We start from the raw sequence: 684 nt of genomic DNA on the forward strand, positions 1-684 counted from the left end.
CACGACACCATACCGCGGGAACGTTGTGGGCAAGCATGAAAAGACTTAAAGATTTGCATTAGACCATGAGTAAGAAATGGATTATTATTATAAGTGCAATTACACTGCTGAGTTTGACTCTTACTTTCCTATTTTTCAACTTTACCAGAGAGACAGCTGAATGGGACTATATACAAAATGTAGGAGGAATAAAAACTGATACACCTTTGGAGACAGAAGATGGTTACTATTTGCCAATATTATGCAATGTATCGGGACTAGACTCAATTACAGTAAATCCGACGACTCTAAATTCTGCTATATCCTGTATAAAAACAAAAGTGACAATTAATAAAAACTATATTTATTTGAAAATAGTGACTGGAATTGCAACTAATAAAAACAAAGACTGTAAATGTAAAGCAGTTTCCATCGGTGACTTAGAATCTGGCGAATACAAAGTTTATTATGGAGACGTAGGAAATTTAGAACATGAAATAGGCACATTTACAGTAAAACAATTGAGAGAGTAATTCCTTGATTATGAATAAAAAAGAAAGAAATGCCAGCCCACAACACGCGGTCATAGTGCATGGCAGTACTTTTAAACAATATAATTCAACGTTCGCTGCCAGCTCCTTTCGTCCTGACAGTTCCTTTCCCGTCGGAAAGAAACTGCCACGACACCATACCGCGGGAACGTTG

1 protein-coding gene is annotated in these 684 nt (G+C 36.8%); it reads left to right on the forward strand.

The window, feature by feature from the left end:
• Positions 1-65: 65 nt before the first annotated feature.
• Positions 66-512: a hypothetical protein gene (locus tag ACE01N_RS20610; protein WP_380592989.1), complete on the forward strand. Its 447-nt coding sequence runs from the start codon at positions 66-68 to the stop codon at positions 510-512.
• The last annotated feature ends 172 nt before the right edge of the window (positions 513-684 follow it).

The organism is Quyinboa ferrireducens (assembly GCF_042436675.1).
Lineage (GTDB): Bacteria > Bacteroidota > Bacteroidia > Bacteroidales > UBA5342 > JBHJHP01.